At 65.6% G+C, this 8,274-nt stretch carries 9 protein-coding genes and 1 pseudogene; 6 read left to right on the top strand and 4 right to left on the bottom strand.

The features are described from left to right. Both JOZ76_RS11090 and JOZ76_RS11085 read right to left on the bottom strand, forming a co-directional pair. A pseudogene (locus JOZ76_RS11090) lies at positions 1-161 on the bottom strand (ABC transporter permease); the annotation flags it as partial. Further along, positions 158-952, bottom strand: a complete 795-nt coding sequence (locus tag JOZ76_RS11085; protein ID WP_441300015.1) for an ABC transporter ATP-binding protein — start codon at positions 950-952, stop codon at positions 158-160. The pseudogene JOZ76_RS11090 and the gene JOZ76_RS11085, both read right to left, overlap by 4 nt. Before the next feature lie 102 nt (positions 953-1,054). Here JOZ76_RS11085 and JOZ76_RS11080 point away from each other — a divergent pair, with 102 nt between their 5' ends. From JOZ76_RS11080 to JOZ76_RS11060, 5 genes are all read left to right on the top strand, one after another. Then, complete coding sequence (locus JOZ76_RS11080; RefSeq protein WP_291698677.1) at positions 1,055-2,374, top strand: ActS/PrrB/RegB family redox-sensitive histidine kinase; 1,320 nt, start codon at positions 1,055-1,057, stop codon at positions 2,372-2,374. A 117-nt stretch (positions 2,375-2,491) separates the two neighbouring features. Next, positions 2,492-3,046 carry an ActR/PrrA/RegA family redox response regulator transcription factor gene (locus JOZ76_RS11075; protein ID WP_291698676.1) on the top strand — a complete coding sequence of 185 codons (555 nt, stop codon included), beginning with the start codon at positions 2,492-2,494 and terminating at the stop codon, positions 3,044-3,046. 190 nt (positions 3,047-3,236) lie between these two features. Beyond that, complete coding sequence (locus JOZ76_RS11070; RefSeq protein ID WP_291698675.1) at positions 3,237-3,374, top strand: hypothetical protein; 138 nt, start codon at positions 3,237-3,239, stop codon at positions 3,372-3,374. A 380-nt stretch (positions 3,375-3,754) separates the two neighbouring features. Then, entirely contained in the window at positions 3,755-5,410 is a 1,656-nt protein-coding gene (locus JOZ76_RS11065) for a tetratricopeptide repeat protein (protein WP_291698674.1), read from the top strand. A gap of 175 nt (positions 5,411-5,585) precedes the next feature. Next, positions 5,586-5,975 carry a hypothetical protein gene (locus JOZ76_RS11060; protein ID WP_291698673.1) on the top strand — a complete coding sequence of 130 codons (390 nt, stop codon included), beginning with the start codon at positions 5,586-5,588 and terminating at the stop codon, positions 5,973-5,975. A 107-nt stretch (positions 5,976-6,082) separates the two neighbouring features. On the opposite strand, the gene JOZ76_RS11055 is transcribed toward JOZ76_RS11060, so the two are convergent. Further along, on the bottom strand, positions 6,083-6,574 hold the full coding sequence (locus JOZ76_RS11055) for an MmcB family DNA repair protein (protein ID WP_291698672.1): 492 nt from the start codon (positions 6,572-6,574) through the stop codon (positions 6,083-6,085). 83 nt (positions 6,575-6,657) lie between these two features. Between JOZ76_RS11055 and JOZ76_RS11050 the strand changes: the two genes are divergently transcribed. Beyond that, positions 6,658-7,326 carry an MBL fold metallo-hydrolase gene (locus JOZ76_RS11050; protein ID WP_291698671.1) on the top strand — a complete coding sequence of 223 codons (669 nt, stop codon included), beginning with the start codon at positions 6,658-6,660 and terminating at the stop codon, positions 7,324-7,326. Positions 7,327-7,424: 98 nt separating this feature from the next. Here the strand turns inward: JOZ76_RS11050 and JOZ76_RS11045 are convergent. After that, positions 7,425-8,274, bottom strand: an 850-nt coding sequence (locus JOZ76_RS11045; RefSeq protein ID WP_291698670.1) for an extracellular catalytic domain type 1 short-chain-length polyhydroxyalkanoate depolymerase, incomplete at its 5' end; no start/stop codon positions are given.

Genomic DNA, 8,274 nt, shown 5'->3' with positions numbered 1-8,274 from the left:
ATGTAGGTCTGCAGGAAGCCCCAGGTGATGATCTGCACCGTCGGCCAGTAGATCAGCTCGAGCAGCCGCGGCCACGACGACAACAAGAGGTACCAATAGCGCAGGATCATCGCGCCGATGCGGTGTGGCGCGATGCCGCGCACGCTGGCGATCACGGTCATTGCGCGGCCTCGCGCGTCCGCCCGCGGGCGACGTCGAGGAAAACCTCCTCCAGCGTGGTGCGGTTGTAGCGCGCCATGATGCCTTCAGGGCTATCGTCGTCCTCGATGCGGCCGCGCTTCAGGATGATGACGCGGTCGCACAGCCGCTCGACCTCGAACATGTTGTGCGAGGCGAGCAGGATGGTGGCGCCGTTCCTCTTGCGGTAGCTTTCCAGATGCTCCCGGACCCAGTCCGCGGTGTCGGGATCGAGCGAGGCGGTCGGCTCATCCAGCAGGAGCAGCTCGGGCTCGTTGATCAGCGCCTTGGCCAGCGCGACCCGGGTCTTCTGCCCCGCGGAGAGCTTTCCGTTGGCCCGATCGAGAAACTCGGTCAGATCGAGATCGGCGGCCAGTCGCGTGATCCGCTCGGGCAGATTGGCGACCGCGTAGAGCCGCCCAAAGATGGTTAGGTTCTGCCGCACGGTCAGGCGCATCGGCATGTCGACATAGGGGCTTTCAAAGTTCATCCGCCCGAGCACGGCGGCGCTCTCCTCGGGCATGGCATGTCCGAGCACGCGGACGCGGCCGGAGGTCGGCAGCACCAGCCCCATGATCATCGCGATCGTCGTGGTCTTGCCGGCGCCGTTGCCGCCGAGCAGTCCGGTGATGCTGCCGCGGGCGATGCGAAACGAGATGCCGTCGACCGCGCGGGTCGACTTGTAGAGCTTGGTCAGATGCGCGACCTCGATCGCCGCGGATCCGCTTCGATCCGGCGCAGGTTCCCTCTGCAAGACTCCATCCTGTGGCGTCATGCCGCTGCTCATTGAGGCATTGCGGCGATAAGCGCAACCCTTCGCATGCCGGCATCGTGGTTAGATTTGGAATCGGACCACCAGCAGGGTTAAGCTTGCCCGATGTCCGAACTGATGATCTCCGATGTTCGCCACTCGCAGCGTCATGTCCGCCTCGACACCATCCTGAGGCTGCGGTGGCTCGCCGTGCTCGGCCAGCTCACCGCGATCTTCATCGTCGTGCAGGGGCTGGAGTTCGACGTGCCGGTGGTGCCCTGCATCGTCGTCGTCGGCCTGTCCGCGCTGCTCAACCTGACGCTCCAGATCGCGTTCAACCCGATGCAGCGGCTAGAGCCGGTCCATGCCGCCGGCCTGCTCGCGCTCAACATCGTGGAGCTGGCGGCGCTGCTCTATTTCACCGGGGGGCTGCAGAACCCGTTCTCGTTCCTGTTTTTGGTGCCGGTGCTGATCTCCGCGACCGCGCTGCCGGTGCGGCTGACCGTCAGTCTCGGCCTGCTTGCAGTGGCCTGCGCGTCGGCGCTGTTCTTCTACCATCTGCCGCTGCCCTGGGAGGGCGACGAGCCGCTGGAACTGCCGCCGATCTATCTGCTCGGGGTCTGGCTCTCGATCCTGCTCGCGATCGGCGTCACCAGCCTCTATGCGTTCCAGGTCACCGAGGAGGCGCGCAAACTGTCCGACGCGCTGGCCGCCACCGAGCTCGTGCTGGCCCGCGAGCAGCACCTCACCCAGCTCGACGGGCTCGCCGCCGCGGCTGCCCATGAGCTCGGCACGCCGCTGTCGACCATCGTGCTGATCTCGCGCGAGCTCGAGCACGCGCTCAAGACCAATCTGCAGGTCGCGGGCGACATCAAGACGCTGCGCGAGCAGGCGCAGCGCTGTCGCGACATCCTCGCCAAGATCACCCAGCTCTCAGCGACCGGAGCGCCGTTCGATCGCATGAAGCTGTCGACCCTGATCGAGGAGACGGTCGCGCCGCATCGCGAATTCGAGATCTCGATCAAGGTGCGGATCGCGGTCGCCGGGAGCCCGGAGCCGGTGGGTTCGCGCAATCCCGCAATCCTCTACGGCGTCGGCAACATCCTGGAGAACGCGGTCGACTTCGCGCGCAATGTGGTCGAGGTGAACGCGTGGTGGAACATGGAGACCGTCGAAATCGTCATCTCCGATGACGGGCCGGGATTTGCGCCCGACATCCTGAAGCGGATCGGCGAACCCTATCTGTCGCGGCGGCGCAGCACCGACGAGACGCCGGGCGCGCACCAGGGATTAGGGCTCGGCGTCTTCATCGCGCGCACGCTGCTGGAGCGCACCGGCGCAAAGGTCTCCTTCAGCAACCGGCCTTTTCCGGATCACGGCGCCGTGGTGCAGATCGCCTGGCCACGCGAACGTTTCGAAGCCGGCCAGGAGGAGGCCCTGGCATAGGGGGTTCTGGCAGTACGGCGCGGCGTAGTGCCGCACCGATGCCGCCGCGCGACCTTGGCAGGCCGCGCTCGCATCGCCATATTTGGGGCCATCGCAACCGCACAGGACCATCAGACCTTGGCCGCCACAGCAGCGCTCGCCGAACACGCCGACCGTTCCCTCCTGATCGTCGAGGATGACAAGCCGTTTTTGGAGCGCCTGGCGCGCGCCATGGAGGCCCGCGGGTTTTCCGTGACCTCCAGCGATACCGTCGCCGACGGGCTGGAGCAGATCGGCAAGAGCGCGCCGGCCTTTGCGGTCGTCGACCTCAGGCTCGGCGACGGCAACGGGCTCGACGTCGTATCGGCGCTGAAGCGCAAGCGCCCGGAGGCGCGGGTAATCGTGCTGACCGGCTACGGCAACATCGCCACCGCCGTGACCGCGGTGAAGCTGGGTGCCGTCGACTACCTGGCAAAACCCGCCGATGCCGACGATGTCGTGGCCGCGCTGCTGAATACCAGCATGGAGAAGTCGGAGCCGCCGCAGAATCCGATGTCGGCCGACCGCGTGCGCTGGGAGCACATCCAGCGCATCTACGAGATGTGCAACCGCAATGTCTCTGAGACCGCGCGCCGGCTCAACATGCATCGCCGCACCCTGCAGCGGATCTTGGCCAAGCGCGCGCCAAAGTAGGTGGCGCGCGAAGAGCCGACGATCGCGTTCCCGGCAAACCGCCGTGGACGCGAGCGTGATTTGTTTCCTTCGGCAGCGCAGCGACGACATAATCCGATCGGCGGCGAAACCGTTTTCGTTAAACCATGAAAATGGCATGAAACCAGCATAGGCTAGTGTGTTCCACAGTGAGTTGAAGTGGACGACGCCCATGCTCTCTGAAAAGTTCATCCTGTTGCTGGAGACGCTGCGCAGCCAGGCCCAGGCTGCCGATGGAAGTCCTCGCGTTGTCAGCTCCTCGCCTCACGTCCCGGTCAAGCTGCCGACCGACAGCACAAAGCCGCGCTGAGGGTCGCTCCAGGCACCCTGCTGATGGAGATAGGGGCGAGCGGCCTCGTAGCTTTGCGGGCGGGACGCGTGTGGCTCCCGTTCCCGTGTCCGCTCGGCGATCTACCATCTCTCGGTCCGGGCCAGCATGCGATCCAGGTCTCCTCGCGGCAAGCAGGGCGCCCACGAGGGGCGCCCCTACCCCATGCCGTAGGGGCGCCCCTCGTGGGCGCCCACTTGTGGCTTCCGGCAACTCTGCCCGGGAGGGTCGCGCCCCAAGCCATGCGGCCGGACAAAATATTTTTGCCGGGCGTTGCCCGAAGGGCCGCTGACGGAAGAAACCGTTTACCAAAACCGGCCACCCTCCGTGCCGCGAAGTAGCGTAAGCGTAGAGTAGGGTAAGTGATCGCAAATTCTTTGGCGGCCGAGCCGAGCGCCGAGGCTCGTGAGCGCCTGTCGCGCTGTGTTCTCGTCGGGCGCGAGCAGTTTGCCGCGGGCCGAACGGCCGATGCGGCGGCGACCTATAGAGACGGTCTTGCCAGCGTGGCCGATGTGCCGGCGGGCAGCATCCCGGTCGAGATTGTCTCCGATCTGCACGCCAACCTTGCCAATGCGCTGCTGGTCGCCGGCGATCTCTTGGCTGCGGCGGAGAGCTACAAGGCGGCGCTGCGGCTGGTCCCCGGTCTCACCGCGTGCTGGTGCAATCTCGGCAATGTCCACTTGAGGACCGGCCGGGCGCAGGACGCGATCGCGCTCTATCTGGAGGCGCTGAAATTCGACCCCGGCCACTGGCCGACGCGCACCAATCTGGTGCAGGCGCTGGTCGCCACGCGGCAACATCTGGTCGCAAAAGCGCTGCTGCTCGAGCTGATCGCGGAGCGTCCGGGCGAGGGACGGCTGCATCACGAGCTCGGAAAAGTCTGCTTCGAGCTCACGGAGATGGACCAGGCGATCCGGCATTTCGAGGCGGCCTTTGCGACCAATCCGGCGGATGCTGAAAGCGTGTACTGGATCGGCGCGGTTGCCCAAGCGCGCGGCGATGACATCGCTGCGCAAGAAGCCTATGCGCGCGCCGCGCAGATCCAGCCGCTGATCCGGCGGCCGGCCGCCAAGTCGCCCGCCGATTTCCGCGTGCTCGCGCTCTATGCGCCGTTCGCAGGTAATACGCCCTCCAGCTTCCTGTTCAAGGACACGGATTTCGAGACCGACACCCTGGCGCTGCTGCCATCCACCATGCCGGAAATCACCTTCCCCAACGACGACATCGCGCTCGTCGTCAATCTGATCTCCGACGCAGATCAGGCGGCCGACGTCCTGCCGCGCGCCGCCGATCTCGCCGCCCGCTTGGGCAAGCGGACGATCAATGAGCCCGCCGGGATCATGCGGACGACGCGGGATGCCGTTGCGGATTTCCTGCTGGGAATGCCTGGCTGCCGTATCCCGAAAATCCAGCGTGTGAAGGCGGGCGAAAATCATCCGGTGGCAGCGCTGGAAGCTGCGCCGCCTTTCCCGTTCCCGCTTTTGGTGCGGCCCTGCGGCACCCATGGCGGCGACGATTTCGAGAAGATCGCGGATGGCGCAGCGCTGGCAGGCTTTCTGGCACAGCGTCCCGGCCACGATCACTACCTGATCGAATATGTCGACTACCGCTCCGCCGACGGCTATTTCCGCAAATACCGTTTCATCTTCGTCGGGGAACAGATCCTGCCCTATCATCTCGCGATCGGCCGCGACTGGAAGCTGCATCATGATTCCACCGACATGGAGGATCATGCCTGGATGCAGCAGGAGGAAGCGGCGTTCCTGCAAGATCCGACGACGGCGTTCAATATCGCGCATCAGGCGGCCCTGCGCGCGATCAAGGACCGCATCGGCCTCGACTTCTTCGGCATCGATTGCGGCGTGGATGCAGCGGGAGATCTCGTGGTTTTCGAGGTCAACGCCTCGATGCTGGTGCACGAGGGCAACGAGAAATTTCCCTACAAGGATCCGTTTGTGCAGAAGATCCGCACAGCCTTCCACGACATGCTGCGGACCCTGGCGGACGGCGCTGCGTAGGATGGGCTAAGCGCAGCGAGCCCACCTCTTCAGAGGATTCGCGCGCCGATGGTGGGCACGGCGCGAAGAGCGCCTTTGCCCACCCTACCGCAGGCGCTTGGATGATGACACCGATGCAACGTTGTTGACGGCGCGATGAACGCGGCATTCAGCGCCGCTTCGGGCGCGCAAGCGCATGCTGCTGACCGTGCTGGAGAACACTGCCAGCCGTCAACCCGGAGAAGCAGCCATGACCCTCGTCAACAGGTTTTCAGTGATCGCTATCGCGCTTGCCGCGCTCGGCACGTCCATGACCACCGCGTCGGCGGAAACCTATTGGCAGGCCGCTCATCCGCGCCGGGCCGAGGTGAATGAGCGGCTCGCCTACCAGAACTACCGCATCAACCGCGGCGTCGCCGAGGGCCGGATCTCACCGTACGAGGCGCGGCGGCTGCACGCCGAGGATCGCATCATCCGCCACGAGGAGCGCTTCATGGCGCGCTTCAATGGCGGCCATATCAGCCGCGCCGAACAGCGTGCGCTGAACCAGCAGGAGAATGCGGTCAGCCGCCAGATCGCACGATAAGCGAAATCCGGTAGGGTGGGCAGGCGCTTTTGCGCCGTGCCCACCTTCGCGCGTGATACTCGTGCAGAGATGGTGGGCACGCTTCGCTCTGCCACCCTACACCGTGACTATTCCCAGAAATCCACGTGGCCTTGCGGGTCGATCAGGCGGTTCATCCGCTGCGCGGACGCGAGGGCGAACCGCACCGTCATCAGCTTGCGGGTCGGGGCCGGCAGCCGGTGCAGCGGCGCCTCGCACTCAAGATGCGCGCCATAGGCGTCGGCGATGATGAGCCCGGTATCTTGCGGAAAGATCTCGCAGGGCAGGTCCCGGGTGAAGGCAAAGAACAGCCGGTCGCAATGGGCGCGATAATCCTGCCATTTGTGATCGGCGCGCAGATCCTCGACCGACGACTTGATCTCGACTATCCAGATCTCGCCGCGCTCGTTCAAGGCGACGAGATCGGCGCGGCGGCCCGAAGGCAGCGGCAGTTCGCTGATTGAGGCAAAGCCGAGCGAGCGCAACAGCCGCGCGGTGCCGCGCGCAATCGCAAGCGCCGTCTCGGACTGGCGGCGGTCCGGCGCAGGCACGAGGCTGATCTGGCGGGCAGGCTGCTCCATGTAGGCATTCTATCCGATTCCGCAGCGGGGTCCTGCGTGAATCTTTCCCTTGGCGGGCAGCCAAAAATCGGCATTCTGGGCCCATGACCCAGGATACCGAGACCAAGGCGAAGGCCGGCGCCATCATCGTGCCGGTGACGCTGTTCGAGCAGAACTGCACTATTCTCTGGTGTGAGGCGACCAAAAAGGCCGTCGTGATCGATCCCGGCGGCGATGTGCCGCGAATCCAGGAGGCGATCGCGAAGACCGGCGTGACGGTCGAGAAGATCTGGCTCACCCACGGGCATATCGATCATGTCGGCGGCGCGGCGGAGCTGCGCGATGTGCTGAAGGTGCCGATCGAAGGCCCGCATCCGGCCGACAAGTTCCTGCTCGACAACGTGGTGTCGAGCGGCGCGCGGTTCGGCATGGCCGGCGTCCGCGATTTCGCACCGGACCGCTGGCTCGACGAAGGCGAAAAAGTCTCGATCGGCGGACTCGGCTTCGACATCCTGCACTGTCCCGGCCACTCGCCCGGCAGCGTAGTCTATTTCAATGCCGAACTGCGCTTCGCCCATGTCGGCGACGTCCTGTTCAACGGCTCGGTCGGACGGACCGATCTGCCCGGCGGCGACCACGCGACGCTGATTCGCTCGATCAAGAAAAAACTGCTGCCGCTCGGCGACGATGTCGGCTTCATCTGCGGCCACGGCGCCGGCTCGACCATCGGCCAGGAGCGGATGACGAACCCGTTCCTGACGGGCGAGATGTAGAGTCTGTCCTGTCGTTCCGGGGCGCGTCGAAAGACGCGAACCCGGAACCTCGAGATTCCGGGTTCGATGCTTCGCATCGCCCCGGAATGACGATGAAACTAGGCTTGCTTCCGCAGTCCCGCCGCCACCAGCACGCGGTTGATCGCGGCCGTCATGTTGATGACGCGGCGACGCGGCGCAGCCTGCTGCAATGGTGGCGCGGCGTGCAGCGGCGCGGGCGGCGGCTCGACCACCTGCTCGGCCGGCGCCTCAATCGGCTTGGCGGGCCGCATCATCTTGGCGACATTCTGCATCGGCGTCGCCGGCGCGACCGGCGGGATCAGCTTGGCGCTCGGCGATTCGGCGGGCGGCGCCTTGCGCTCGCGAATCCAGCTGGTGAGGCCGAAGAATTTTGCGATGTGGAACGAGGAGGAAATCCCCGCCTCGATCAGGAACGCGCCGCCCGTTCCATAGCGCTGGTCGTTGTCGGCGATGCCGAGCGGCGTGCCGTGGGCCATGTCGGTGATGGTGTAGGACTCGACGACGGTCTCGCCGTCGGCGTTCCACCAGACTTCCCGCGGATAGCCGTCGACCACCCCTTGCGACATCGGCGCCGGCGGCAGCTGATGCAGATCCAGCCACTGCTTGACGATTTCGTCGGCATTGGCCGGATGCACCGTGCGATCGGCGCTGCCATGCCATACCGACAGCCGCGGCCAGGGGCCGGTGTGCAGCGTTGCGCGGCGCACGAGGTCGCCGAGTTCTTCCGGCGGCCGTGCCGTCGAATGATGCATTTCATAGAGCGCCTCGCGCAACGTGCCGGCCACGCCGAACGGCAGGCCCGCGATGATGGCGCCGGCGGCGAACAGCTCCGGATAATTCGCCAGCATGGCGGCGGTCATCGCACCACCGGCCGACAGGCCGGTGATGAAGATGCGGCGCTTGTCGATATGATAGTCCGCGACCATG

The organism is Bradyrhizobium sp., from assembly GCF_019244115.1.
In the GTDB taxonomy this organism is placed as follows: domain Bacteria; phylum Pseudomonadota; class Alphaproteobacteria; order Rhizobiales; family Xanthobacteraceae; genus Bradyrhizobium.
This window is presented reverse-complemented; position numbering and strand designations above follow the sequence as displayed.

Bases quoted from the DNA above. Each gene is read 5' to 3' on its own strand.
- JOZ76_RS11085 (WP_441300015.1), bottom strand. From the start codon at position 952: ATGACGCCACAGGATGGAGTCTTGCAGAGGGAACCTGCGCCGGATCGA.
- JOZ76_RS11080 (WP_291698677.1), top strand. From the start codon at position 1,055: ATGTCCGAACTGATGATCTCCGATGTTCGCCACTCGCAGCGTCATGTC.
- JOZ76_RS11070 (WP_291698675.1), top strand. From the start codon at position 3,237: ATGCTCTCTGAAAAGTTCATCCTGTTGCTGGAGACGCTGCGCAGCCAG.
- JOZ76_RS11060 (WP_291698673.1), top strand. From the start codon at position 5,586: ATGCTGCTGACCGTGCTGGAGAACACTGCCAGCCGTCAACCCGGAGAA.
- JOZ76_RS11055 (WP_291698672.1), bottom strand. From the start codon at position 6,574: ATGGAGCAGCCTGCCCGCCAGATCAGCCTCGTGCCTGCGCCGGACCGC.
- JOZ76_RS11050 (WP_291698671.1), top strand. From the start codon at position 6,658: ATGACCCAGGATACCGAGACCAAGGCGAAGGCCGGCGCCATCATCGTG.